This window comes from Aldersonia sp. NBC_00410 (assembly GCF_026342035.1).
Classification (GTDB): Bacteria; Actinomycetota; Actinomycetes; order Mycobacteriales; family Mycobacteriaceae; genus Aldersonia.
On record NZ_JAPENM010000006.1, the window covers coordinates 113,660 to 137,783 of the forward strand.

General features: G+C 67.6%; 27 protein-coding genes. 15 read left to right on the plus strand and 12 right to left on the minus strand.

Features of this window, described 5'->3' with window-relative positions; translation table 11 throughout:
- Positions 1-18 precede the first annotated feature (18 nt).
- Positions 19-339 carry an Rv3235 family protein gene (locus tag OG921_RS26625; RefSeq protein WP_323182805.1) on the minus strand — a complete coding sequence of 107 codons (321 nt, stop codon included), beginning with the start codon at positions 337-339 and terminating at the stop codon, positions 19-21.
- Positions 340-735: 396 nt separating this feature from the next.
- Between OG921_RS26625 and OG921_RS15385 the strand changes: the two genes are divergently transcribed.
- The 6 genes from OG921_RS15385 (at position 736) to OG921_RS15410 (ending at position 7,467) form a co-directional block, all read left to right on the plus strand.
- Positions 736-2,127 (plus strand): wax ester/triacylglycerol synthase family O-acyltransferase, encoded by a 1,392-nt coding sequence (locus tag OG921_RS15385; protein WP_266113346.1) that lies wholly within the window; start codon positions 736-738, stop codon positions 2,125-2,127.
- 6 nt (positions 2,128-2,133) lie between these two features.
- Positions 2,134-2,727: a hypothetical protein gene (locus tag OG921_RS15390; RefSeq protein WP_266113603.1), complete on the plus strand. Its 594-nt coding sequence runs from the start codon at positions 2,134-2,136 to the stop codon at positions 2,725-2,727.
- A 96-nt stretch (positions 2,728-2,823) separates the two neighbouring features.
- The gene (locus tag OG921_RS15395; RefSeq protein WP_266113347.1) at positions 2,824-3,939 is read left to right on the plus strand and encodes a ferredoxin reductase; all 1,116 of its coding nucleotides are present in this window, start codon (positions 2,824-2,826) and stop codon (positions 3,937-3,939) included.
- An 88-nt stretch (positions 3,940-4,027) separates the two neighbouring features.
- Positions 4,028-5,278 carry a fatty acid desaturase gene (locus OG921_RS15400; RefSeq protein ID WP_266113348.1) on the plus strand — a complete coding sequence of 417 codons (1,251 nt, stop codon included), beginning with the start codon at positions 4,028-4,030 and terminating at the stop codon, positions 5,276-5,278.
- A gap of 199 nt (positions 5,279-5,477) precedes the next feature.
- Positions 5,478-5,963, plus strand: a complete 486-nt coding sequence (locus OG921_RS15405) for a 2-isopropylmalate synthase (protein ID WP_266113349.1) — start codon at positions 5,478-5,480, stop codon at positions 5,961-5,963.
- Between the two features lie 184 nt (positions 5,964-6,147).
- The gene (locus OG921_RS15410; RefSeq protein ID WP_266113350.1) at positions 6,148-7,467 is read left to right on the plus strand and encodes a fatty acid desaturase; all 1,320 of its coding nucleotides are present in this window, start codon (positions 6,148-6,150) and stop codon (positions 7,465-7,467) included.
- A 137-nt stretch (positions 7,468-7,604) separates the two neighbouring features.
- Here OG921_RS15410 and rsgA read toward each other — a convergent pair whose 3' ends face one another.
- From rsgA to OG921_RS15425, 3 genes are all read right to left on the minus strand, one after another.
- A complete protein-coding gene (rsgA, locus tag OG921_RS15415; RefSeq protein WP_266113351.1) occupies positions 7,605-8,492 on the minus strand; it encodes a ribosome small subunit-dependent GTPase A in 888 nt (295 codons plus the stop codon).
- A 113-nt stretch (positions 8,493-8,605) separates the two neighbouring features.
- On the minus strand, positions 8,606-9,886 hold the full coding sequence (gene aroA / locus OG921_RS15420) for a 3-phosphoshikimate 1-carboxyvinyltransferase (RefSeq protein WP_266113352.1): 1,281 nt from the start codon (positions 9,884-9,886) through the stop codon (positions 8,606-8,608).
- 71 nt (positions 9,887-9,957) lie between these two features.
- Positions 9,958-10,383, minus strand: coding sequence for a hypothetical protein (locus OG921_RS15425; protein WP_266113604.1), 426 nt, complete (start codon positions 10,381-10,383; stop codon positions 9,958-9,960).
- 57 nt (positions 10,384-10,440) lie between these two features.
- Here OG921_RS15425 and OG921_RS15430 point away from each other — a divergent pair, with 57 nt between their 5' ends.
- Positions 10,441-11,232 (plus strand): SOS response-associated peptidase, encoded by a 792-nt coding sequence (locus OG921_RS15430; RefSeq protein WP_266113353.1) that lies wholly within the window; start codon positions 10,441-10,443, stop codon positions 11,230-11,232.
- On the opposite strand, the gene ybaK is transcribed toward OG921_RS15430, so the two are convergent.
- Positions 11,219-11,713, minus strand: coding sequence for a Cys-tRNA(Pro) deacylase (ybaK, locus tag OG921_RS15435; protein WP_266113354.1), 495 nt, complete (start codon positions 11,711-11,713; stop codon positions 11,219-11,221). The genes OG921_RS15430 and ybaK overlap by 14 nt on opposite strands.
- 197 nt (positions 11,714-11,910) lie before the next feature.
- Here ybaK and OG921_RS15440 point away from each other — a divergent pair, with 197 nt between their 5' ends.
- From OG921_RS15440 to OG921_RS15455, 4 genes are all read left to right on the plus strand, one after another.
- Entirely contained in the window at positions 11,911-12,573 is a 663-nt protein-coding gene (locus tag OG921_RS15440) for a sigma-70 family RNA polymerase sigma factor (RefSeq protein WP_266113355.1), read from the plus strand.
- Positions 12,570-12,848 carry a mycothiol system anti-sigma-R factor gene (rsrA, locus tag OG921_RS15445; RefSeq protein ID WP_266113356.1) on the plus strand — a complete coding sequence of 93 codons (279 nt, stop codon included), beginning with the start codon at positions 12,570-12,572 and terminating at the stop codon, positions 12,846-12,848. The genes OG921_RS15440 and rsrA overlap by 4 nt, the downstream gene beginning before the upstream one ends.
- Before the next feature lie 314 nt (positions 12,849-13,162).
- On the plus strand, positions 13,163-13,402 hold the full coding sequence (locus OG921_RS15450) for a biotin/lipoyl-binding carrier protein (RefSeq protein ID WP_266113357.1): 240 nt from the start codon (positions 13,163-13,165) through the stop codon (positions 13,400-13,402).
- A 34-nt stretch (positions 13,403-13,436) separates the two neighbouring features.
- The gene (locus OG921_RS15455; protein ID WP_266113358.1) at positions 13,437-14,939 is read left to right on the plus strand and encodes a sensor histidine kinase; all 1,503 of its coding nucleotides are present in this window, start codon (positions 13,437-13,439) and stop codon (positions 14,937-14,939) included.
- A gap of 105 nt (positions 14,940-15,044) precedes the next feature.
- Here the strand turns inward: OG921_RS15455 and OG921_RS15460 are convergent, their stop codons facing one another.
- Complete coding sequence (locus OG921_RS15460) at positions 15,045-15,299, minus strand: WhiB family transcriptional regulator (RefSeq protein ID WP_266113359.1); 255 nt, start codon at positions 15,297-15,299, stop codon at positions 15,045-15,047.
- A gap of 258 nt (positions 15,300-15,557) precedes the next feature.
- On the minus strand, positions 15,558-16,601 hold the full coding sequence (locus OG921_RS15465; RefSeq protein WP_266113360.1) for a diacylglycerol kinase family protein: 1,044 nt from the start codon (positions 16,599-16,601) through the stop codon (positions 15,558-15,560).
- A gap of 84 nt (positions 16,602-16,685) precedes the next feature.
- Between OG921_RS15465 and OG921_RS15470 the strand changes: the two genes are divergently transcribed.
- A complete protein-coding gene (locus OG921_RS15470; RefSeq protein ID WP_266113361.1) occupies positions 16,686-17,117 on the plus strand; it encodes a hypothetical protein in 432 nt (143 codons plus the stop codon).
- Here the strand turns inward: OG921_RS15470 and OG921_RS15475 are convergent.
- Both OG921_RS15475 and OG921_RS15480 read right to left on the minus strand, forming a co-directional pair.
- The gene (locus OG921_RS15475) at positions 17,114-17,620 is read right to left on the minus strand and encodes a GNAT family N-acetyltransferase (RefSeq protein WP_266113362.1); all 507 of its coding nucleotides are present in this window, start codon (positions 17,618-17,620) and stop codon (positions 17,114-17,116) included. The genes OG921_RS15470 and OG921_RS15475 overlap by 4 nt on opposite strands.
- The gene (locus OG921_RS15480; protein WP_266113363.1) at positions 17,617-18,213 is read right to left on the minus strand and encodes an acid phosphatase; all 597 of its coding nucleotides are present in this window, start codon (positions 18,211-18,213) and stop codon (positions 17,617-17,619) included. The genes OG921_RS15475 and OG921_RS15480 overlap by 4 nt, the downstream gene beginning before the upstream one ends.
- Positions 18,214-18,324: 111 nt before the next feature.
- Between OG921_RS15480 and OG921_RS15485 the strand changes: the two genes are divergently transcribed.
- Positions 18,325-19,119, plus strand: coding sequence for a ParA family protein (locus OG921_RS15485; protein ID WP_266113364.1), 795 nt, complete (start codon positions 18,325-18,327; stop codon positions 19,117-19,119).
- Between the two features lie 8 nt (positions 19,120-19,127).
- On the opposite strand, the gene OG921_RS15490 is transcribed toward OG921_RS15485, so the two are convergent.
- The 3 genes from OG921_RS15490 to OG921_RS15500 all read right to left on the minus strand — a co-directional run bounded on the left by OG921_RS15490 (position 19,128) and on the right by OG921_RS15500 (position 22,943).
- Complete coding sequence (locus tag OG921_RS15490; protein ID WP_266113365.1) at positions 19,128-19,949, minus strand: SDR family oxidoreductase; 822 nt, start codon at positions 19,947-19,949, stop codon at positions 19,128-19,130.
- Between the two features lie 66 nt (positions 19,950-20,015).
- Entirely contained in the window at positions 20,016-21,236 is a 1,221-nt protein-coding gene (locus OG921_RS15495; RefSeq protein WP_266113366.1) for a PQQ-binding-like beta-propeller repeat protein, read from the minus strand.
- A 51-nt stretch (positions 21,237-21,287) separates the two neighbouring features.
- Entirely contained in the window at positions 21,288-22,943 is a 1,656-nt protein-coding gene (locus tag OG921_RS15500; RefSeq protein WP_266113367.1) for a DEAD/DEAH box helicase, read from the minus strand.
- Here OG921_RS15500 and OG921_RS15505 point away from each other — a divergent pair.
- A complete protein-coding gene (locus OG921_RS15505) occupies positions 22,833-23,246 on the plus strand; it encodes a hypothetical protein (protein WP_266113619.1) in 414 nt (137 codons plus the stop codon). The genes OG921_RS15500 and OG921_RS15505 overlap by 111 nt on opposite strands.
- Positions 23,247-23,329: 83 nt before the next feature.
- Positions 23,330-24,010, plus strand: coding sequence for a ferritin-like fold-containing protein (locus OG921_RS15510; RefSeq protein WP_266113368.1), 681 nt, complete (start codon positions 23,330-23,332; stop codon positions 24,008-24,010).
- Positions 24,011-24,124: the final 114 nt, after the last annotated feature.

Below are 24,124 nucleotides of genomic sequence, written 5' to 3' on the forward strand. Positions count from 1 at the left end.
GGGCGCGGTGCCGGTCGGTCAGCCGATCTGCACCGCGCTGACCCGCCACCCCTGCGCCCGCAACGTCACTTGCGCGGCGAGCGCGAGCACGCGCGGGCCGCGTTGGTAGGTGCCGAACACCTCCGCGGTGTGCGGGTCGATGAGGCGCACGTGAATCCGTTGCAGGCGTGCGGCGCCGAGCCCGCGGGCCGGGGCCGAGGACTTCGCGAATGCCCGGACAACGTCGATGAGCGCGGCGTCGAGCACCGGGCGAAGCTGCGCGGGTGGGCGACGATGGTCGAGCACTTCGAGCGTCATCCGCAGTGCCGTCTCAGCGAATTTTGTTGCTGCATAGCGTATTTCGCGATTCTGCGAGCCCGCCCCGGCAACCCCGTCGGGCTCGTCGAACGCTCGCTGCGGCCCGCTGTCGGAACGTCCGTCGTGCGGCGTCCGGCGTGGGGCGCGGGATGGCAGCACGGGTGAATGGGGGCCGGGACCGATCGCCGGTTCACTGGCAGGCGCGGGCGTGAGCATCGAGCGCGGCTCGTCCAAGTTCCCTCCTCGGCACTGACGATGTCCAGGGAGAGGGTGGATGCCGACACAGCTTCGCATGACGGGCGCCGTCCTGCGCGCTTTCCCTCGAACTGCGGTATGTGCATTGCGCCGAGTCGCCGCCCGGTCGAAATCCGCCATATGGTGACTGCGGGTGCATTCGCTGGTCGGGGGCGCCGACACCGAAGAGGGGAGTCGCGAATCGTGGTTACCAGGCTTACGCCGCGGGATGCGACGTTCTATGCGCTCGAATCGGGCAAGAATCCGATTCATGTCGGTTCCTTGATGATCGTGGACAACGCCACCGGCAAGCTCGACTACGACACGCTGCTCGACGTCGTCGAGCGCCGGTTGCCCACCGTGCCGCGCTATCGGCAGAAGATTCGCGAGGTGCCGTTCGGGCTCGGTCGCCCGGTGTGGGTCGACGACCGCGAGTTCGACATCACCTATCACATCCGCCGCTCGGCGCTGCCGAAACCGGGCAGCGACGCCCAGCTGAACGATCTGATCGCGCGCCTCGCGTCCCGTCCTCTCGACGGCTCCCGTCCGCTCTGGGAGATGTATCTGGTCGAGGGTCTCGCCGGCGACCGGGTGGCACTGTTCTGCAAGTCCCATGCCGCGCTGACCGACGGTATCGAGGCGCTCGAGATCGGCCACGTGATTCTCGAAACGAGCGACGCGCCGCACAAGCCGGCCGAGCAGATCTGGGTGCCCGCGCGGGAGCCATCGGGGCTGTCGCTGATCGGGGATGCGCTCGTGCATATGGCCGCGCGTCCGGCGGACACGGCCGGGGCGCTGCGCCGGTCGATCGAGGAAGCCACGGTCACGATGGGCGATGTCGCCAAGACCTTCGCCGGGTTCGCGAGCGTGCTCGGCACCGCGACCGGCACGGCGCCGACCAGCCCGCTCAACGCCACCGTCTCGCGCAACCGGCGCTTCGAAGTGGTCCGCACCGACCTCGAGGACTACCGCAAGATCCGATCGCGTCGCGGCGGCTCGATCAACGACGTCATTCTCGCGGTGATCTCGGGTGCGCTGCGCAACTGGCTGATGTCGCGGGGCGAGCCGATCACCGAGTCCGCCACGCTGCGTGCCGTCGTCCCCATGTCGGTATATCTCGATTCCACCGAGGACATCGCGCTCAGCGAGGTCACTTCGTTTCTCGTGGATCTGCCCGTTGGCGAACCGAATCCGGCGATCCGGCTCTCTCATATCGCGCACGCCACCGAAGCGCGGGGCCGGGTGCAGCACGGCGTGACGGCTGCGACGCTCGTCGGCCTCGAAGGGTTCGCCCCCGCGAGCCTGCACGCGATGAGCGTGCGCGCGGCCAGTAGTTTCGCGCAGCGGACGTTCAATCTCGTGATCACCAACGCGCCGGGGCCGCAGACACCGATGTACATCGCGGGGGCACGCCTGCTGGAGATGTTCCCGGTGTCGCCGTTGCTCAAGAATCAGGCCCTGACCATCGGTTTGACCTCGTATAACGGCAAGGTGAACTACGGTTTGAACGCCGACCGCGACGCGATGTCGGACGTGGACGTGGTCACCGCGCTGATGTACGAATCGATGGAGGAACTGCTCGATGTCTGCTCGTGAGCGTCGCTGGTGAGGGTCTACGTCCCGGCGACCATAAGCATGCTGCAAACGCTCGTCGCCGATCGTGCGGTAGCAGCGGTGAACCGCACCGCGTTCGCGCTGACACCGGGCCTGCGCGAGGCGTATTCCACCGGAGACGACGACGAACTCGCCGAGGTGGCGATGGCGGAGGCTGCGCGCGCCGCGCTGCGCCTGATCGCGGCGGAGGCGGATGCCGACAATTCGACGGCGGAGGCGGATGCCGACAATTCGACGGCGGAGGCGGATGCCGACAATTCGACGGAGGAGGACGATTCGGGGGAGAAGCCTGCGCCGGTTTTCCGGCGCGCGGTGATCGCGGCCGATGTCGACGGCGCCGAGCTCCGGCCGGATCTCGATGACGCCGTGGTCCGGCTCGCCGGCCCGATCGAGTATCGACAGATCGCGTCGGTGCACGTCGATCTGGCCGAGGCCGAGGATGCGGTCGCCAAGGCGGTGCGCGTCGTCGACGCGGCCGATCTGGGCGATACGGACGCCGAGTTCGTACTCGGTGACGCCGAGGATCATGAGCTCGCCTGGTACGCAGCCCAGGAGCTGCCGTTCCTCATCGAGCTACTCTGAGCTGGGACTATACTTCTTACCAGCGCGTAACCTACGATACCGTAACCAAGTGGCCTACGATGGTGGTGCTGCTCGAACAAACGGACGGACGGGTCGATGAGCTTGAAGAACTGGCTGGAGGCTCCCGCCTCCGGTATCTCGGCGCCGGGACGTCCCCGGCTGAACATGGTGCGCGGCGTTGTCGCCCGCGTCACCACACCTCTGCTACCGGATGACTATCTGCACCTGATCAACCCGCTGTGGTCGGCGCGGGAGCTGCGCGGTCAGATCATCGAGGTGCGCAAGGAAACCGCGGATACGGCGACGTTGGTCGTCAAACCCGGTTGGGGCTTCGACTTCGGGTACCGCCCGGGCCAGTACATCGGCATCGGCGTGCTCATCGACGGGCGATGGCACTGGCGTTCGTACTCGCTCACCTCGTCGCCGAGCTGGAACGCGAAGCTGATCGAGATCACCGTGAAGGCGATGCCGGAGGGCTTCCTGTCCAGCCACATCGTCAACGGCGTGCCGTCCGGCACGATCGTCCGGCTCGCGGCACCGCAGGGCGACTTCGCGTTGTCCGAGCCGCCGCCGAGCAAGGTGCTCTTCCTTACCGCGGGTAGCGGCATCACGCCGGTCATGGCGATGCTGCGCACCCTCGATCACCGCGAGGAAGTGCCGGACGTGGTGCACGTGCACTCGGCGCCGACCACCGACGACGTGATCTTCGGTGCGGAACTCGCCGCGCTGCACGACAAACATCCGCAGTTCACCAGTCACCTGCAGCTCACCCGCAGCTCGGGCAAGTTCGATCTCGACAAGCTCGACGAGCTGTACCCGGACTGGCGCGAGCGGGAGACGTGGGCGTGCGGACCCGTGGCCATGCTCGACGAGATCGAGCACCGCTGGCGGGCCGAGGGCATCGTGGACCGGTTGCACACCGAACGGTTCGAGATCGGCCAGGCCGCACCGGTGGGCGAAGGCGGCACGGTGAAGTTCGCCGTGGCCGGCCGGACAGTGGTGGCGGACGGTGCGACCACGCTGCTGCAGGCCGGTGAGGGCGTGGGCGTCCAGATGCCGTTCGGCTGCCGGATGGGCATCTGCCAGACCTGTGTTGTGCCGCTCGTGGAGGGGCATACGCGGGACCTGCGTTCGGGCGATGTGCACGGTCCGGGTGAACGGATTCAGACCTGCATCTCGGCGGCCGCAGGCGACTGCGTGGTCGACGCCTGAGCGGCTATGGGCGTCCCGGTTTGTCCCGTTTCGCTGCTCGTAACGTTGAAGCGCTACGGTGGAGACGAATCATCTCGAAAGGATCCCGGTGGCGATCACCGACATCAGCGCGTACGCGCATCTGACCGAATCCGATGTGGAAGCACTCGGATACGAACTCGACCAAATTCGCCGCGACGTCGAATCGTCGCGCGGCGAGCGTGACGCGCGCTACATCCGCCGCGCCATCCGTGCGCAGCGGGGTCTCGAATTCGCCGGGCGCGCAATGCTATTCGGTGGCAAATCGCGCACCGCGTGGGTAGCGGGGACGGCGATTCTGAGCGTCGCCAAGATCATCGAGAACATGGAGCTCGGGCACAACATCAGCCACGGGCAGTGGGACTGGATGAACGACCCGGAGATCCACTCCACGACGTGGGAGTGGGACATGACGGGTCCCTCCGCGCACTGGAAGCGGGCGCACAACTACTCCCATCACACCTACACCAACATCGTCGGAATGGACGACGATGTCGGATTCGGCATCCTGCGCATGACCCGGGACGAGCCGTGGCGTCCGCGCAACCTGTTCCAGCCGGTCGCGAACATCGTGCTCGCCGCGACGTTCGAATGGGGTATCGCGCTGCACGATCTTGGGCTGCAAAAGGTCACCGAGGAAGTGCCGCAGGAGGAACTGCTGTCCAAGCCGAACCGGGAGTTCCTCCGCAAGGCGACCCGGCAGGTGGCCAAGGACGCCGTGATCTTTCCGGCGCTGAGTGGGCCGCTGTGGAAGCGCACCTTGAAGGCCAACCTCACCGCGAATCTGGTACGGAATCTGTGGGCCTACGCGGTGATCTTCTGTGGCCATTTCCCCGACGGTGCGGAGAAGTTCACCACCGAGCACTTCGAGAGCGAGACGAAGGCCCAGTGGTATCTGCGCCAGATGCTCGGCAGTGCGAACGTCGACGCCGGCCCGGTGATGGCGTTCATGACCGGCAACCTGAGCTATCAGATCGAGCACCATCTGTTCCCGGACCTGCCGAGCAATCGGTATGCCGAGATCGCGGAGCGGGTTCGATTGCTCTGCGACAAGTACGACCTGCCCTACACCACCGGGCCGCTCGTCACGCAGTACCTGCTGGCGTTCCGCACCATCCACAAGCTGGCACTCCCGGACCGGTTTTTGCGGCGGACCTCCGACGACGCCCCCGAGACGAGTTCGGAGCGCAAGTTTGCCGCGCTCTCGGACACCGTCGAGAAGCTGCGCATCGACCCGGACACCGGTCAGCGCCGCGGGCTGCGGTCGGCGTTGCGCGACGCGAAGGTCGCGCTGCGGGAAAAGAAGGCCCGGGTCGGGTAACCGGACCGCCGGGGTCGGGCGAATCGTCACCGCGCCGAACCCGTTTGCGCATGCCGAAGAGATCGACTATCTTCGGCTGCCATGACTTGCCTTCTCGTAGTAGCTCACCCGTAACGGGGTCGAATTTCGACCGGCCCCCCGTTGCGGGCCATTCGAGCTACTCGTCGGTCAACTCCTTCTCGTCAGGAAGACCGATCCAATGCAGACGGCACAATCTTTCCAAATCACCGCCATCGCACGCCCGGCGCTCGCGCCGGATCTGTTCGCGCAGCGCTACGGTGTCGCGTTGCCCAAGGCGATGCGCGACGAGGCTGCAGGGCTGAGTTGGGACGAGTTCCTCGACCGCTACTGCCCGACCACCGGAATGATCGCGCTCGGTCAGTGGACCGCCCGGCCGTGTGGTGCCGGGCTGTGGCGCTACGAGGCAACCCTCGACTTCGACGGTCGCTCGACATCGTTCGTCGAGACGGCGACCGGACCGATGTCCGCGCTGACCGCGATGCTGCACGACTCCGGTGCGGGGGTGGAGATTCTCGACTTCCATCAGTTCCGGGCGGGTGCCGGGATGGCCACCGTCGTGCATTGTGAGCGGGATGGCCGGCGGCACTGGGCTGCGGCGATCACGGCCGACGCGGCGGAGTCGGCACTGCGGGCAATCGTCGCCGCCGCCAATATCCTGTCCTGAACTGGGCTTTTTCGGGGCAGGGCGCGGCCGCGCCGCGATTGATCGGCCACAACCCGGCGGCGCGGATGTGGTGTCAATCACACCAATTCTCTTACCCGCGCGTAACCTACGGCGCCGTAACCTACGATAAAGTAGGTCAGGAAAGTTGCTATGCAGCTCTGACGACCACGTAGGAAGGACGCCGGTGGCCATTTCGGACATCCAGGAATACGCCCATCTCACCGAGTCGGATATCGAGGAGCTCGGCCGCGAGTTCGACGCGATCCGCCGTGATATCGAGATGGATCGTGGCGCGCGCGACGCCAGATATATCCGCAACACGATCCGGTTGCAGCGCAGCCTCGAGGTCGGTGGTCGCGCCGTGCTGTTCGCCAGCCGCAAGCGCCCGGCCTGGCTGGTCGGGTCGGCGATGCTCGGCGTCGCGAAGATCATCGAGAACATGGAGCTCGGGCACAACGTGATGCACGGCCAGTGGGATTGGATGAACGATCCCGAGGTGCACTCCACGACATGGGAGTGGGACAACGCCGGGCCGTCCGAGCACTGGAAGCAGACCCACAACTACATCCATCACAAGTACACCAACGTGCTCGGCATGGACGACGACGTGGGCTACGGCCTGCTGCGCGTGACCCGGGACCAGCGCTGGATGCCGTTCTACATCGGCAACCCGGTGTACAACCTGGTGCTCCAGATGTTCTTCGAATACGGCGTCGCCGCGCAGCACCTCGAGCTGGGCAAGGTGGCCAAGGGCCGCGTGGACAAGGCCGAGTTCGTCGAGAAGCGCAACCAGGTGCTGCGCAAGATCGGCAAGCAGATCGCCAAGGACTATGTCGTCTACCCGGCGCTGACCGGACCGGCCTGGAAGTCCACGCTGTCGGCCAACTTCACCGCGAACGTCATCCGCAATGTGTGGACCAACATGATCATCTTCTGCGGGCATTTCCCCGACGGTGCGGAGAAATTCACCAAGCAGGACCTCGAGGGTGAGTCGAAGGGCCAGTGGTACCTGCGCCAGATGCTCGGCAGTGCCAACATCGACGGCGGCCCGGTGCTCGATTTCATGAGCGGCAACCTGAGCTACCAGATCGAGCACCACCTGTTCCCCGACCTGCCCAGTAACCGGCTCGCCGAGATTGCGGTGCGGGTTCGTGCGATCGCCGAGAAGTACGACCTGCCCTACACCAGCGGGTCGTTGCCGGTGCAGTACGCCCAGTCGTGGCGCACGATCTTGAAGCTTTCGCTGCCGAACAAGTACCTGATCGCGGACGCGGACGACGCTCCGGAGACCGCGTCGGAGCGCAAGTTCGCCGGCAACGTCGTCCCCACGATCGATCCGGCGACCGGCCGGCGACTGGGATTGGTGACGGCGAATGCGAAGGCCAAGCGTGGCCCGCTGGCGATGTGGAGGGAGCAACGTCAGCGGCGTCGCGCAGCGTCACGAGTCGCAACGCTCGTGCCTCGGCGGCGCTCCGGTGCCGCCGACTCCGCACGCAGCGCCTGATCGACGCCTTCGGTAGCGGTCACAACTGAACACTCGCGGCTCGATTCGACGGGATCCCGTCGAATCGAGCCGCAGCCGTTTACCGCTGTTCTCTCCGTAATAGAACTAGCGGGCTGCGGGCCGGAGAGGGCTTCCGCCTACCAGGAATCGTTGGTGCGTACCGCTTCCAGCAGCTGACGCACGGCCTGCACCCGGCGCGCCGACCTGCCGGTGAGCGTGTCCAGGGCGCACTCCGGGTCGGCGGGCGGCCCGAGGTGGGTGCAGCCGCGGGGGCAGTCCTCGATCTTTTCGGCGAGGTCGCCGAACGCGGCGACGACATCGTCGGGGGTGGTGTGCGCGAGGCCGAACGACCGGATGCCCGGCGTGTCCACCACCCAGCCGGTTCGCTCGCCGTCCGGGTGTGGCAGCGCCAGCGCGACCGACTGGGTCGAGGTGTGCCTGCCCTTACCGACGCCGGACACTTCGCCTACGGCCCGATATGCCTCGGGCACAAGCCGATTCACCAGCGTCGACTTGCCGACGCCGGAGTGCCCGATCAGTGCGGTCACCTTTCCGGCCAGCGTCCTGCGCACCTCGTCGATCTGTTCGGTCGCACCGCCGAGCAGGATCGGCAGGTCGAGATCGCCGAATGAACGGGCGAACTCGTCGTGCTGCACCAGGTCGCTCTTGGTGAGGCACAGTATCGGCTGCAGGCCTCCGACGTAGGCCGCGACCATGGCACGTTCGACGAAACCGGTCCGCGGCGGCGGGTCGGCCAGCGCAACCACGATGAGCAGCTGCTCGGCGTTCGCGACCACGATCCGCTCGTACGGATCGGTGTCATCGGCGGTGCGCCGCAACACCGTTCGCCGATCGGCGACCCGCACGATGCGGGACAGGGTATCCACCTTTCCGGACAGGTCACCGACGATGTCGACGTCGTCACCGACGACGATCGGGGTGCGGCCGAGTTCGCGCGCCCGCATGGCCACGACCCGCTGCTCCGGATCGCCGCCGAGGACGCAGCCCCACCGGCCGCGGTCCACGGCCACCACCATCGCCGACTCGGCGTCGTCGTGGCGCGGTCGGGTCTTCGTGCGCGGCCGGGAACTGCGTCCGGGCCGGATCCGGACGTCTGATTCGTCGTATTGCCGCGGACTCAGGCGACGTCTCCGGCCGTGCGTCCGGACAGCATGGCCTGCCACAGGTCGACGAAACCCGGCAGCGTCTTCGCCGTGGTCTCGACATCCTCGACGGCGATACCGTCCACCCGCAGCCCCAGAATCGCTCCCGCCGTGGCCATCCGGTGATCGGCATAGGAGTGCCAGGTGCCGCCGTGCAGCGGGGTGGGTGTGATCGTGAGCCCGTCCTCGGTTTCGGTGACATCCCCGCCGAGCGCGTTGATCTCGGTACGCAGTGCTGCGAGCCGGTCGGTTTCGTGGCCGCGCAGGTGCGCGATCCCGCGCAGCTGCGAGGGGGAGTCCGCGAGGGCGGCCAACGCGGCAACCGTGGGGGTCAGCTCGCCGACGTCGCCGAGATCGATGTCGAGGCCGTGCAGTCGGTCGGCGCCGCGCACGGTCAGCGCCGTGTCGCCGAGTTCGACGGTGGCACCCATTCGGGCCAGGATCTCACGGATGTAGTCACCGGCCTGAGTGGTCGCGTGCGGCCACAGCGGCACCGCCACCGTGCCACCACTGACCGCGGCCGCGGCGAGAAACGGTGTCGCATTGGACAGATCGGGCTCGATTACCCAATCGACCGGGCGGACCGGGTTGGGCGGCACGATCCAGGAGTTCGGCTCGGTCGTGTCGACTTCGACGCCTGCGGTGCGCAGCATCTCGACGGTCATCTCGATATGCGGCATCGACGGCACCGCTTTCCCGTCGTGACGCACGATCACGCCCCGCTCGAAGCGCGCCCCGGACAGCAACAGACCCGACACGAACTGCGAGGAACCGGACGCGTCGATGGTTACCTCGCCGCCGGGCAGAGCCCCCGTGCCGTTCACCACGAACGGCAGTGCGCTGCCCTCGATGTCGGCGCCGAGCGCGCGCAGTGCGTCGAGGATGGTGCCGAGCGGACGGGTGCGGGCCTGTTCGTCGCCGTCGAAGCGCACCTTGCCGTCGGCCAGTCCCGCGACGGGCGGCAGGAAGCGCATCACCGTGCCTGCGAGGCCGCAGTCCACCTCCGCCGCGTGCAGCGCGCCGGGCGCGACGTGCACCGTCGTCGCGTCGGCACCGTCGGTGACGGTCGCACCCAACGCGCGCAGCGCGTCGATCATCAGGTTGGTGTCGCGGCTGCGCAGCGCCCCGGTCAGCGTCGACGGACCGTCGGCGAGCGCGGCAAGCACCAGTGCGCGGTTGGTGATCGACTTGGAGCCGGGCAGCCGCACGAGCGCACGGATCGGTTCATCGGTGTGCGGTGCTGACCACGAATTCACAGGTCCATCTTCGCCTATCGGGATCTCTGTTCGCCGCACCCCCGGTGTGGCGGATCTGTCGGGCGCGCCCCTCAGAACAGCTGCTCGACGACGAATCCGGCGAGCAATACGGCGAATCCACCGATCTCGCCGACGATGAGCGCGATCATGCCCGCGTGCAGCGCGGGCGTGGGATGGCGGAACTGGTTGTCGGTGTCCTCGCGCAATCCGTGCGAGACGTAGCTGCCGATGGCGATCACGAAGAACGCCACGACCACCGCGGCGGCGACCAGGTTCACCGCGGTGGCCCACGCGCTCAGCTCGACGAACACCGCGAGCAGCAGGGTCGCGAACGAGTACAGCAGCGCCGAGCGGTGCGCGATGTCCACGTACGGGTGCGCCTGTCCGTTCGGCGAGGCCACCATGCGGCGGTACTTCCACACCCCGAGAATCAGGGCCCACAGGAAGATCAGGCCCGCGGCGAGCAGGGTGAGGCGGGTATCGAAGCCGAGTTGCACGCGTCGAGTCTGCCCGGCCGCCCGGACGGTGTCGCACCCGCGTGCCAGCATGGACGTATGTGCGGGAGATACGCCACCACGGTCGACCCGAGCCTGCTCGCGGTCGAGATCGACGCGCTCGACGAGACCGACCCCGAAGAGGCGCTCCTACCCGAGGAGGCGGGGCCGAACTACAACGTCGCACCGACGACGAAGGTGCTGACGGTCGTCGCCCGGCACGATCGCGACAGTCCGGACGACGAGCCGCAGCGCCGGATCAGACGGATGCGGTGGGGGCTGGTGCCGCGCTGGACGAAGCCCGCGGAACCGGGGGTGCCGGCCAAGGGCAAGCCGCTGTTCAACGCCCGCGCCGACAAGGCGGCGACCACCCCGGCATTCCGGGACGCGCTGAAATACAAGCGCTGTCTCGTCCCGATGGACGGCTGGTTCGAGTGGCTCACCGAGCCGGGTCCGAACGGCAAGGCGGTCAAGACGCCGTTCTTCATGACGCCGGCCGATGGTTCCCGGATCTACATGGCCGGGCTGTGGTCGGTGTGGCGGGACTCGCATACCGAGAGCGCACCGCTGCTCAGCTGCACCATCCTCACCACCGACGCGGTCGGCGAGCTCGCCCGGATCCATGACCGCATGCCGCTGATCATGGAATCGCGGCACTGGGACAGCTGGCTCGATCCGGATCACGAGGCACCCGCGGACCTGCTCGTCCCGCCCGGTGAAGACGTCATCGCCGGCCTCGAGCTTCGGCCGGTGTCGGACCGGGTGAACAGCGTCAAGAACAATGCCGCCGAGCTACTCGAACCCGTCGACCCGGGCAAGGCGCCGGTGGGGGAGCAGATCAGCCTGCTGTGATCGGTGCCGTCACCGCATCGGTGAGCCGGATCAGGTCGGCCGGTGCGAGCCCGATCTCGAGACCGCGCCGCCCGGCGCTGCAGAAGACCCGTTCCCAGGTCAGCGCCGAGGCGTCGATCACCGTCGCGAGCGTGCGGCGTTGACCGAGCGGTGAGATGCCCCCGGTGACGTAACCGGACGAACGCTGCGCCTTGGCCGGATCGGCCATTACCGCCTTGGCGACGCCGAGCGCGGCCGCGGCGGCCTTGAGGGACAGCTTGTCCGGCACGGGCAGTACGGCCACCGCGAGGCGCCCGTCGGACAGTTCGACGATCAGTGTCTTGAACACCTGCGCGGCCTCGATGCCGAGGTCACCGGCGAGTGCGTCCACTGCCTCGGTGCCGAACGAGTCCGATCGCGGGTCGTGCTGATAGCGGTGCACGAGGTGGGCAACCTTCGCCTGGTCGAGCAGTTTCGTCGCGGGTGTCGCCCCGGTAGCCATGGTGCTCAGGCTAGGGGACCGGGTCGCGGGTGGCGGGAACACGAAACACGGCGGTGGCGTTGCACCGTCCAGGTTGCCGCGACCATCGATCCGGCACGACGACGTGAGAGGAGCGTGGGTTGGGAGTGTTGACAGTCGAGCGCTCGCGTACGGGTTCAGCGGTAGATTGGGTTCTTCCGGCGACCGAAGGGACGATAGTGCGCGGCGACGAAGGCCCGATTGAGCAGAGCGGTACCGAATCCGATGCAGATCTTGCGTCGCGGTTCGAGCGTGACGCCCTTCCGTTGCTCGACCAGCTCTACGGTGCCGCCCTGCGCATGACCCGCAATCCGGCCGATGCCGAGGACCTGGTGCAGGAGACCTTCGTCAAGGCATTCTCCGCATTCCGCTCGTTCCGTGAAGGCACGAACCTGCGAGCCTGGCTGTACCGGATCCTGACCAACACCTACATCAACTCCTATCGCAAGAAGCAGCGTCAGCCTGCGCAGTATCCGACCGACGAGATCACCGACTGGCAGCTCGCGGCCACCGCGGAGCACACCTCGCAGGGGCTGCGTTCGGCCGAGGTCGAGGCGCTGGACGCGCTTCCCGACGACGACATCAAGGCTGCGCTGCAGGAGCTGCCCGAAGAGTTCCGCATGGCGGTGTACTACGCCGATGTCGAGGGCTTTCCCTACAAGGAGATTGCCGAGATCATGGGCACGCCGATCGGCACGGTGATGTCGCGGCTGCACCGTGGTCGCAAACAGTTGCGCGGCCTGCTGGCCGACGTCGCCCGTGACCGCGGGTTCGGCCGCGGGAACGGCACCAGTGCAGATTCCGGTGCTACCGACACCGAGCAGCAGGAGGTTACTCGGTGAACTCGCAGGATGAATACGAACTCGACTGCTCCGCGGTCATCGCGGACGTATGGCTGATGCTCGACGGCGAGTGCGACACCGCCAGCCGTGAACGGCTGCAACATCACCTCGACACGTGCGGGTCCTGCCTGGAGGTGTACGGCATCGAGGAGAAGATCAAGGGCCTGCTCAGCCGCAAATGCGGTGGCGAGCGGGCACCCGATGGTCTGCGCGAACGGCTGAAGATCGAAATCCGGCGCACCGTGGTGATTCAGCAGCTTGACGGGGATATCTGAGCGCGACCCGCGCGGGATATCTGAGCGCGACCCGCGCGGGATATCTGAGCGCGACCCGCGCGGGACATCTGAGCGCGACCCGCGCGGGACATCTGAGCGCGACCCGCGCGGGATATCTGAGCGCGGTACGACAAAGGCCTGGAAGCGGATGCTTCCAGGCCTTCCTCGTTGATGTGCTAGCGATCAGCTGTTCGGACGCTTGCCGTGGTTGGCGGCATTTCCCTTGCGGCTACGCTTCTTGCGACCACGCTTTCCCATGGTGATCTCCCTTCTGTTGGCGCCCATTCTTTCACGTGTGGTTGGCTGTAATTCCATTGGCTGGTTCAGCGGAGGTACACATGGCCGAGGATGTGCGCGCCGAGATGGTTTCGACCGTCTTCCAGATTGTCGTCACGGAGGGAGACGAGGTGAAGGAAGGTGACACGCTGGTGATCGTCGAGTCGATGAAGATGGAGATCCCCGTTGTCGCCGAAATCAACGGCACCGTCACCTCCATCGGGGTGAAGCCGGGCGACGTGATCCAGCAGGGCGACCTGATCGCGGTGATCAGCTGACGCCGTCGCGGTACATGCGGGTAGGGGGCGAACCGTGTCGACGCTGAGCGAGCTACTGGCCGAGCACACCGATCTGCCCGGCGCGGCGGTGGACCATCTGCAGCGCGTGGTGGGCGACTGGCAGTTGCTCGCCGACCTGTCCTTCGCCGATCTGCTGCTGTGGGTCGGCAAGGGGCCGGTGCGCGAGGGCAGCGAGGTGGTCTGTGTCGCGCAATGCCGGCCGACGACCGCGCCGACGGTGATCGATCAGGACCACGTCGGCACGATCGCCTCGGAGATCGAGCATCCGCAGGTGATTCGTGCGCTGATCGACCAGCAGGTGACCAGCGCGTTGCCGCCCGATGCGGGCACGGGTGACGCGGCGCCGCTGCGCGAGGCGATTCCGGTGCGCTGCGGTGACCATGTGATCGCGGTGCTGAGCCGCGATACCGACGTTTCTCGTTCGCGGGCGCGCAGCACACTCGAGTTGGCTTATCTCGCGTGCGCGGATGATCTGTGCCAGATGATCAGCGACGGTACCTATCCCACGGTCGAGGATCGGCCCGCGACGCACTCGAGTCCCCGCGCGGGCGACGGTTTCATCCGGCTCGACGAGGACGGCCGGGTGGTGTACGCGAGCCCCAATGCGCAGTCGGCCTATCACCGGATGGGGATCGAGAGCGATCTGTCCGGGCAGGATCTGGCCGCGATCACGCGCACCCTGATCAGCGATCCGTTCGACGCGCAGGAAGCGGTGAACGACATAAAGACCGCGCTGGCCGGCAAGGCGGGTCGTCGGATGGAAGTCGACGCGCGCGGTGCGACCGTGTTGCTGCGCACGCTCGCGCTGCGTCCGCACGGACGCTCGGCGGGGGCTGCCGTGCTGGTCCGCGATGTCACCGAGGTGAAGCGGCGCGATCGCGCGTTGCTGAGCAAGGACGCCACGATCCGCGAGATTCACCACCGGGTGAAGAACAATTTGCAGACCGTGGCGGCGTTGCTGCGGCTGCAGGCGCGTCGCACCGACAACGAGGAGGCGCGTCTCGCGCTGACCGAGTCGGTGCGCCGGGTGACCGCGATCGCCGCGGTACACGACATGCTGTCCATGTCGGTGGACGAAGAGGTCGATCTCGATCAGGTCGTCGACCGGCTGCTGCCGATCATGGCCGACGTCGCGACCGTGCACACGGCGCCCATCGGGGTCCGCCGCGAGGGCAGCCTCGGCGTGCTGTCCGCCGAGCGGGCCACGCCATTGATCATGGTGCTCACCGAACTGGTGCAGAACGCCATCGAGCACGCGTTCGACCCGGGAAGTGGTGGGCTGGTGACGATCAAGGCGGATCGGTCGGCGCGCTGGCTGGACGTGGTGATCAACGACGACGGACGTGGCCTACCGAACGGATTCAGCCTGGAACGGTCGGATCGGCTCGGTTTGCAGATCGTGCGGACGCTGGTGACGGCGGAACTCGGCGGTTCGATCGGGCTGCATCCGGGCGATGCCGGTGGCACCGACGCGGTCCTGCGGGTTCCGCTCGGCCGGCGTTCGGGTCGCGGCTGAGCGCTCCCGAATTCGGTCCGTATTCACATAATTCCGCAGCCCAACCCCGCGGCGGACACGAAAAAGGCCCGGCAGCGATCTGCCGGGCCCGATCCGAGTTTCGGGTCAGACGGCGCTACGTGCGCGCGTCCGTGCATTACGCCGCTTGAGGGCGCGGCGCTCGTCTTCGCTCATGCCGCCCCATACGCCGGCGTCCTGGCCGGACTCGAGGGCCCAGGAGAGGCAGTCGGCAGTAACCGCACAGCGATTGCAGACGAGCTTGGCATCCGCAATCTGCGCGATCGCCGGGCCGCTGTTTCCCACTGGGAAGAACAGTTCCGGGTCTTCATCGCGACAGATTGCCTTGTGGCGCCAGTCCATCCTCTGCTCCTAACCGGGTGCCCGCCGGGCACCGTCTCGTTTATTCGGTCGTTTCATACACGTTAAGTAAGTGCGAACGGCAAGTTTCCGCACTGTTGCATGTGAATGCTTTCACGATCACCATAGACCCCCATAGGGTCCAGCGCACCGTGGGGAAACTCACTCTGTTAGGGTGTTCCCCTTCGCAGTCTGCGCGCTCCTTCTTACCCCGTCAACGGTGTTTGTGCACGATAACGGGCAGATTGCGTGACGTTACGGTTATGTTGTCGGCGCGGGAGCGACCACGTCAAGGGCATTCGGTATAGATGTGAAACACACCTCATTCCGATTGCCGACGTAGTCTCCGTCAAGCTGAAACGCGATCGGGGTGCTCGACCGGACCGTCACGCTCGGCACATCGTCCACGCGGAACAGGATGCGGGACTTGGGCTCTGCGCCGTCACGCAGCAGCTGCGAGGCGACTCTCAGGGTAGCTGGAACGCTGGTCGAGCGCATCGCGAACACCCCGAGGCCGGTGTCGAAGCCGGTGCCCGGATTGGTGCAGATCGGCTTGGCCTCGAGGAAGGTCCACGGGCTCGAATTCGAGACGAACGCGTAGTGAACTGCCTCCACCGGATCGGCCCCGGCGACCTCGATCGTGAGCGACGGCGCGGTGCGCTTGTTGCGGAAGAACTCGGTGACGGTGGTGCGCAGGTAGCGGATCGGGCTGGCCGTGCGGCCCCGGCCGCGGCTCGCATCGACCGCCGCGCATACCCGTGCGTCGAGCCCGAGACCGGCGTTGAAGCCGAACCACCGCGAGGCCCCGAGCGCCTCCGGTGCGGCGGCGCCCTCTTCGTCGTCCGCGACGGCAGTATCGATGTCGGCGGCCGGTTCCACTGCCGAGCTCGCGGCGAAGCCGAGGCCGATCCGTCGCCGCGCCCCCACGCCGATCAGGTCGATCAGCTGATTGGTCGCCTCGACCGGATCTGCCGCGATGCCGAGCGAGCGCGCGAACACATTCGCCGAACCGCCCGGCAGTACCGCCAGCTGCGGCGTGGTGTCCGAACGCTCGAATCCCGCCGGGCCGTCCGGCCGCGGCAGGAAACCGTTGATCGCCTCGTTGATCGTGCCGTCCCCGCCGTGCACCACGATCAGGTCCATCGCGGTCTCCGCGGCCCAAGCGGCCAGCTCGGCGGCGTGCCCGCGGTGCATCGTGTGCGCGACGGTCAGCTGCGTCCGGCTCTCCAGCGCGTGCGCGAGCAGGTCACGCGCCGCCTTGGTCGTCGAAGTGGCGTTGGGATTGACGATCAGCAGGGCGCGCACGGGCCATCAGCCTAGCCGTTGCCGTCTGCCGGGCTCGCCGGACGCGGGCGGAGCCGGCCGGGCTCACGCTTATAAGGTTGGGGCGTGTCAGCGCAGCCCGAACAGCCCGAGCAGGATCGACGCCAGCAGGCTCCGCCGGCGCTCGTCCGCGTCGCAGGCGCGCTGGTGGCGCTGGAGGGCACGATCGCCGTGGTGGTCGCGATCGTGCTCATCGTGCGCGCCGTACTCGGCCAGGACCAGAGCGCGACGAGCGGCTACGGCACCGCGGCCTGGTTCATCGTGCTCGGTGGTGCGGTGCTTGCCGGTGGCGTGGCGCTGTTGCTCGGTTACCGCTGGGGCCGCGCAATTGCGATCGTCGCGCAGGTGCTGCTGCTCCCGGTGGTGTGGGCGCTGCTGACCGACTCGGACCAACCGGTCTGGGGCAGTCTTCTCGGTGTCGTGGTGGTCGCGACGCTGGGACTGCTGTTCAGCGGACCCACGACGGCGTGGATGGCCGAACTGTACGAGCGCGACTAGCGGTCGTCGGCCCAGCGTGCCGCCGCGGTCAGCACGGGACCGGACAGCCGGTAGGTCGTCCACTCGTCCTGCGGATCGGCGGACAACGCACGGTAGAACCCGATCGCGGGTTCGTTCCAGTTCAGTACCGCCCAGGTGAGCCGGGAGTATCCGCGTTCCACGCACTCTTTCGCCAACGCCGCGATCAGGGCGCGCCCCTCGCCGCCGCGGCGCCGCTGCGGCCGCACGTAGAGGTCCTCGAGATAGATGCCGTGCACACCGTCCCAGGTGGAGAAGTTCAGGAACCACACCGCGGTCCCGACGATCTCGCCCGCGGCGACCGCGACGTGGGCGTACACCGCCGGGGAGGGGCCGAACAGCGCGGTGTGCAACTGCTCGACCGTGACGGTGCATTCGTCGGCTGCGCGCTCGTAGTCGGCGAGTTCGTGCACCAGAGCGACGATTGCGGGCACATCGTCCGGCTCGGCGCGCCGGATGGCGGCCCGGCCTCCAGGTGCGGTCATCGTGAGTCCACGTTGACGTTGTGCGCGACGATCTGCCGGTTGCCGTGCTCGTAGCCCAGCACCGTGTATGCCGCCGCGGAGAGAGCGAACCGACGGCCTTCGCGGACCGGCAGGTCGATCCACCGCGCGATCATCGCGCGCGAGAAATGGCCGTGCCCGAAGAGCACCACATCACGTTCGTCGAGTTGTGCGACCGCGATGTGCAGCACGGTGTCGGCGCGGCCCTGCACGGACTCGGGTGACTCGCCGTCCGGGCACGGATGAGTCCATACGGTCCAGTGCGGCGCAACCTCGTGAATCTGATCGGTGGTCAGTCCCTCGTAGGAGCCGTAGCCCCATTCGACGAGGTCGTCCCACTGCCGGTCGACCCTCATCCCGGCGAGCTCGGCGGTGTGCACAGCGCGAAGCCGCGGGCTGCTGATCACGAGCGGCCTGCGCAGGCCGAGACCCGCGAGAATCGGTGCGACAGCACGTGCTTGGCGCTCGCCCACCGCGGTGAGCGGGAGGTCCGTGGTGCTGGTGTGCCGACCCGAAAGAGACCACTCGGTTTCGCCGTGTCGGAGCAGCACCAACCGCGCATTCGGGGCGATCATGGGTACATCTTGCCCGTCGGAGGCGTCGTCGTTTCGCCGAATGAATCGCACCGCCGATCGGGTTGCTCCGAATACTCGCCGGATCTGCGGAATTACGGAAGGATCGAACGCGTGACGACAATCCTCGCGGTCGCAAATCAAAAGGGCGGGGTGGCGAAGACGACGACGGTCGCGTCGCTCGCCGCCGCACTCGGCGCGCAGGGGCGCGCGGTCCTCGTCGTCGACCTCGACCCGCAGGGATGTCTGACGTTCTCGTTCGGCCACAACCCGGACCGGCTCGAGGAATCGGTCTACGACGTGCTGACCACCGAGAAACACGCCAAAGAGGTGCTGCTCGAGACCTCGGAGGGCGTGACCGTGCTGCCCGCGACGATCGACCTCGCCGGCGCGGACGCGGTGCTGTTGATGCGCCCCGGGCGCGAATTCGCGCTCAAGCGCGCGCTTGCCCCGCTGCGCGATCAGTACGACGTGATCATCATCGATTGCCCACCGTCGCTCGGCATCATGACGCTCAACGGGCTGACCGCCGCGGATTCGGTTCTGATTCCGCTGCAGTGTGAGACGCTCGCGCACCGCGGAGTCGGTCAGCTGCTGCGCACGGTGCGCGAGGTGCAGCAGATCACGAACCCGGACCTGCAGCTGCTCGGCGCGTTGCCGACGCTCTACGACGCGCGGACGACGCATTCGCGCGACGTCGTCGCCGACGTGTCCGATCGCTACGATCTGCCGGTCCTCGCACCGCCGATTCCGCGGACGGTCCGCTTCGCGGAGGCGTCGGCCTCGGGTGCGACGGTGCTCGCCGGACGCAAGAACAAGGGTGCGGTCGCCTACCGCCAGTTGGCGGAGAACCTCGCCGGGTACTGGTGGGAGGGTAAGGAACTCGCCACGTTCGCGGCCGAGGTCTAGCGCCGGCGTCAGCTGAACAGCCGGGCCAGGTCGTCGTTGCTCGGTGACCATGCTGCGGGCCAGTCGGTGGGTCGGCAGACCGCGTCGGTGCCGCCGTCGGCGAACAGGACCGTCCCGCAGATCAGTGAGGCGCCCGGACCGAGCAGGAAGTCCGCGACCGCGGCGATCTCCTCCGGGCGCCCGCGCCGACCCATCGGGACCGGGTAATAGTCCAGCGCCTTGGCCAGCTCCGGATTCACGTCCGGGCCGCCGGTCATCGGGGTATCGATCATGCCCGGCGCGATCGCGTTGAGTCGGATGCCCTCGCCGATCCAGTTCTGCTGCACGGCTTCTCGGCGTACCCACCAGGCCAGCGCGAGCTTCGTCGCCGGGTACGCGGCGAGCGCTCCTGCCGTCTCGCCGAGCGCTGTCGCCTCATCCTCGGTGCCGTCGAGGCAGGCGTGCACGAGATCGGCGGGGATTCCCGGCTGCGTGGTGGTGCTGCTGGAGGAGATGACGACGGCCGACGCACTGCCCGCGCGGCCGAGCGCCGGGCGTAGCCCACTGAGGAAGTCGACGGCGCCGTAGTAGTTGACCGCGACCATCTTTCCGCCGGGATGCGCGGACAGTGAGCCGAGCCCGGCGCAGCAGACCACGCCGTGCACGACGCCGCCGCACGACTCCGTCACGGCGGCAACGGCCGTCCTGCGCCCCGCTGAGGTGCCGAGATCGGCCTCGACCTCGACGTCTGCGACATCCACGCCCACAACGGTGTTGCCGGACTCGGCCAGCCGGCGCGCCGTTGCCGCGCCGATCCCGGACCGGGCCCCGGTCACCACGAAATTCGCCATGGGGGAAACCTAGGCCATGCCGGTCCGCGGAGTGTGGGCGGCGTCACGCAGCGCGACCGGTCGTGATCAGCCGAGCGCAACGAGTTCGTCGCCACGTTGTTCGAGGATCAGGTTGCCCGCCACCGCGGAACGGATCGGGCCGGTGAGCTTGTCGGTGCGGTCGACCGGCAGTCGGGCGGTTTCCTTGCCGGTCATCGGATTGATCACCGCAATGGCATCGCGAACCGGCACGATCACCGATCCCGCCATCGCCGTTCCCGGTCCGATGGCGTCGAGTGCGGACCACAGCGGCGCCAGATCGGCGGCGCGCAACGCGACCACCGCTGCGCCGGTCCACAGCAGAAACGCGCCGGGGACACTTTCGGCCACCGCATCGGCGGGCAGTTCCTCCGACAACGGGTAGCGGGCGAGTTCGCTGATGCCGGAGTCGTAGATGCCGATGTACGGTCCGCGCGCCGCACCGTCGCCGGGCACGTAGACCGCGACCCGGTCGCCTGATGCGGCGAGTACCCGACCGTCGGACTTCGCGTCGACCAGGTCGGCGAGCACGGCGGAGCCGTACTCCTCCGGCTTGGTCGGGTCCTTGGGATTGGTGTTGAGGACGCTCAGCCGGTCGGCGGCCTCACCCGGGCACCGTTCGAGCACGGCCAGTCGCGACCCGCTCGACGCCGACGAATGCAGCGTGCAGCCCGAACGTGGTTGGCTCTTCGGGTTCACCGGGGCGTCGACATAGCCGTACTCGAGGGTCCGCACCAGATCCGAGCGCCACAGCTCGAGCCGGGTCGGGCCCTGCGAGAGAACGTAGGTGCCGTCCTCGCTCAGCGTGACGGTGTCGTCGGCGTAGCTGGTGCGTTGTGCAGTGCGCCTGCCGTCCGCGCCGGCGAGTTCGGTGACCTGGCTGCAGCCGCGTGCGTCGCGGTAGACGGCGACGGCGGTGCCCCACGCACCGATCGCGCCGCACAGCGGAGCGTCGCGGCGGTACCGCCACACGGGTGCGCCGTCGGCCGGATCATGGCCGACGATCTCGCCGTCGTCCGCCGTGACCACGGCACCGTCGGTGACGATCGGCGCATCGGCGGCGCTGCTGTGCGCACGCCACTTCTCCTGCACCGATGGCGGCACGGACAGCGCCGTAGGAGCTTGTGAGACAGGAGTTTTCGCGGTTTCCGACGCAGTGCTGTGCGCATCGCTGCGCTGCCAAACGACGACCACCGCGACAACGACCACCAGCACGATGAGCGCCGCGACGAGCAGGTCGGCGCGGCTTCGGCGCTCGGGTGCTGGCACGCCTGCGAGGTTACGCGAGCGTGCCGTGCGACCCGAGCGGCCGGTAGCGGGTCAGCCGGCTTGAGCAGTGACCTGCTCGGCGGCCGGACCGCCCGCGTCCGTGCCGGACGGGCGGCGCCGCCGACGGCGGCGCCGGGCCGGCTTCGCGGAGTCCGCGGCCTGCGCGTCGGTATTCGATGCGACGCTCACGTCGGTCTCCGGCGCGGTGTGCGCGTCGGGTGCTGCTGTGGCGGCCACGGCGTGACCGCCGCGGGTGCGCCGACGGTCCCGAGACCGGTTACGCGCGGGGCGCTCCCGATCCATTTCGGACGGCTCGGCCTGCTCGGCCTTCTCTGCACGGGGCTTGCGGACCGTGCCCTTGACATCGGTGGGGATGCCGAGTTCGGCGAACAGGTGCGGCGAGCGGGAGTAGGTCTCCACCGGTTCCGGGATGTCGAGGCCGAGTGCCTTGTCGATCGTCGCCCAGCGCGGCATATCGTCCCAGTCCACGAGGGTCACCGCGACACCGGTCCGCCCGGCGCGGCCGGTACGTCCGATCCGGTGCACGTAGGTCTTCTCGTCCTCGGGGCACTGGTAGTTGATGACGTGCGTGACGTCGTCGATGTCGATACCGCGCGCGGCGACATCGGTCGCGACCAGCACGTCGATCTTGCCGGTACGAAATGCCTTCAGCGCCTTTTCACGGGCAACCTGGTTGAGGTCGCCGTGCACGGAACCGACCGCGAAACCGCGCTCGCCGAGTTCGTCGGCGACCTTCTGCGCGGTGCGCTTGGTGCGGGTGAAGATCATCGTCGCGCCACGGCCCTCGGCCTGCAGAATGCGGGACACCAGTTCGCTCTTGTCCAGCGCGTGCGCGCGGTAGATGAACTGCGCAGTCAGGTCGTGCACGGCGGAGGAGTGCGCCTCCTCGGCGCGGATGTGCGTCGGCTGGGTCAGGAACGTGCGGGCCAGCGTGATGATCGGGCCCGGCATGGTCGCCGAGAACAGCATGGTCTGCCGGCCTGCGGCGCCGTCCGCGGTGCGGCCGCCCGGGACCATGCCCAGAATCCGCTCGATATCGGGCAGGAAGCCCAGGTCGAGCATCTCGTCGGCCTCGTCGAGGACGAGCACGCCGACCTTGCCGAGGACCAAGTGGCCCTGCTTCGCGAGATCGAGCAGCCGGCCCGGGGTGCCGACGACCACATCGACGCCCTTCTGCAACGCCGCGATCTGGGTCTCGTACGGGCGCCCGCCGTAGATGGAGAGCACCTCGACCTTGCGATCGCCGGTGGTCAGGTACTTGGCGGCATGTTCGAGGTCACCGGTCACCTGCACGCACAGCTCGCGCGTGGGCACGATGATCAGTGCGCGCGGGGTGCCGTCGAGCGGACGCAGGCGGGGGGTCGATTCGTCAGCGCTGCTGATGCGGTCGAGCAGCGGCACGCCGAAGCCATAGGTCTTGCCCATGCCGGTACGGGCCTGACCGATGAGATCCTCGCCGCTCAGCGCGAGGGGAAGGGTGAGTTCCTGGATGGCGAACGTGCGCTCGATACCGCCTTCGGCGAGCGCGCGAACGATCTCCGCACGGACGCCGAGCTCGGCGAACGTGGGAGAAGTGTGAGATTCGTCAAGTTGTGCGTCCAAGAAGGTGTCGGCGACACCGGGTTCCTGGTCGATGCTGATCTTGCTCAGGGGACTGGCCTCTCTATGGTGCGTTCCCGCGCGCACATCGAGGGCCGATGGTTACCGGCGTCGGTGCCGGATTGGCTGGTGAATCCCCGTGTCCGGCTTGTCTCGCTGCGCCTCAGCCGTTCGAATCCTGTTGAAGATCCGGATGATTCGGCGAAGCGCGGAAGCGAGGCGGACGCAGTGCGCGCACATTTCCTGGTATCCGCGTCATCCCGCTACCGGCGACTGCGGTGTAAAGTGACCGACGCTTATATGCGCCATCGTCGCGGTCGTTCCGATGCGAAACCGTTCGGATACCGAAAATCATTCTACCCTGTGCAGCGCAAATACCGGGATTTGTGATCTTGTACACGTGTCGTGGGCACCCGGATCGGGCGTTTGGCGACCGCGGGAGCCCGCGGCGTGGGGTGGCTAGAGTTACCGCCATGGCTGTCAATCCGCCCGCGCCGTCGCCCCCGCCCATTGCCGCCGATCATCCCGGTGTCACCGAGTTGTTCGCCGTGCTGGCCTACGGCGAAATCTCCGCCTTCTACCGGTTGACCGAGGAGGCGCAGCTGGCGCCGACTCTGACCGGCCGGGTGGCACTGGCCAAGATGGCAGCGGCGGAGATGAAGCACTACCAGACCCTGGAGACGGCCCTGACCGGGCGTGGCGTCGACCCGTTCGCAGCGATGGCGCCGTTCACCGAGGCGCTCGATTCCTACCACCGGTCGACCAACCCATCGACGTGGCTCGAGTCGATGGTGAAGGCCTACGTCGGTGACGGCATCGCGGCCGACTTCTACCGCGAGATCGCCGGGGCACTGCCCGAGGAGATCAGCACCGTCGTGCGCGACGTGCTCGCCGAGACGGGCCACTCGCAATTCGTGGTCGAGCAGGTCCGCGGCGCGGTGCACAACAACCGGCAGAACCGCGACCGGCTCGCGCTGTGGGGGCGTCGGCTGCTCGGCGAGGCGATCACGCAGGCGCAGTTCGTGATGGCGCAGCGCGACGAACTCACCGAGTTGTTGATCAGTTCGACCGGCGATCTGAACAACATCGTTGCCCTGTTCGACCGTATGCAGGAGAGCCACACCGAGCGGATGGCGATCCTCGGTCTGGGCTGACACGGCGGTGCAGTTCCCACCCCGCCCATCGACTGAACGGAACCGTTCAGTCGATCAGATCGACTGAACGGTTCCGTTCAGTCGATCCGGGACGAGCCCTCGTACCGTTCGCTG